Origin of the sequence: Citrobacter sp. TBCS-14, from assembly GCF_005280805.1 — a bacterium.
Lineage (GTDB): Bacteria > Pseudomonadota > Gammaproteobacteria > Enterobacterales > Enterobacteriaceae > Citrobacter > Citrobacter gillenii.
Genome location: NZ_SZWM01001033.1, coordinates 1 through 221 on the forward strand (window position 1 = coordinate 1; position 221 = coordinate 221).

1 protein-coding gene is annotated in these 221 nt (G+C 56.6%); it reads left to right on the forward strand.

Features of this window, described 5'->3' with window-relative positions:
- On the forward strand, window positions 1-221 hold a 221-nt coding region (locus FDX22_RS23805; RefSeq protein ID WP_146717883.1), incomplete at both ends, for a PQQ-binding-like beta-propeller repeat protein.

Below are 221 nucleotides of genomic sequence, written 5' to 3' on the forward strand. Positions count from 1 at the left end.
GGTGTGGTGAAAGCGCTGAACGCAGACGACGGCAAAGAAGTCTGGTCTGTTAATCTGGGTGAGAAAGACGGCTGGTTCTCCCGTGCATCTGCTCAGCTTTCTGGCGGAGTCACCGTGTCCGGCGGCCATGTTTATATTGGCAGCGAAAAAGCACAGGTTTATGCGCTGAACACCAGCGACGGCACAACCGCATGGCAGACGAAAGTTGCCGGGGAAGCGCT